The 486-nt window shown below is 51.2% G+C and carries 1 pseudogene; it reads right to left on the bottom strand.

From position 1 onward, the window contains the following. Positions 1-177 precede the first annotated feature (177 nt). A pseudogene (locus tag HBA93_RS18410) lies at positions 178-486 on the bottom strand (hypothetical protein); the annotation flags it as partial.

Below are 486 nucleotides of genomic sequence, written 5' to 3'. Positions count from 1 at the left end.
GACCACATGATACGAGGCGCATCGCTGTCAACTGGATATCCCATGTGTCAACCCTGTCAACTCAAGTAAAAGCCCTATAAGACTGGCAAAATCTGGCAGTCGCGCGCACCCGTGTCAGGCAAAAGTCTGGGATACGGTCCCTAAATGGGGGGGGGTACCCATCAACTGACCTGCCCCTCACTTGAGGAGCTTGGCAATGGCTGCATCAATTCGCTGCTTAAGCAACGGTTCAGCCGTGCGCAGGAAAGCAGCCTGCGTTTCACCAGTTGTCATTTCTTTTGGAATAAATACACCAGAGCGAACTTGATAAATCATTTCACCCTTACTGTTATCCCTGCGCGTTCCGTATCCTGATCGGCGGTAAACGTGACCTTTGAATTGACCCACGGTCACGCGATTTGGAAAACGCCCTGCTTTCATAAAAGCGCCTTCAAACAAGGTTCGCTTGCCGAGGGGCGTGGCAGAAACTCCCTTACGGATTTCTTT

Source organism: Ochrobactrum sp. SFR4 (assembly GCF_019730395.1).
Lineage (GTDB): Bacteria > Pseudomonadota > Alphaproteobacteria > Rhizobiales > Rhizobiaceae > Pseudochrobactrum.
The sequence above is the reverse complement of the archived record's forward strand: the minus strand, read 5'-3'. Positions and strand labels throughout refer to the sequence as shown.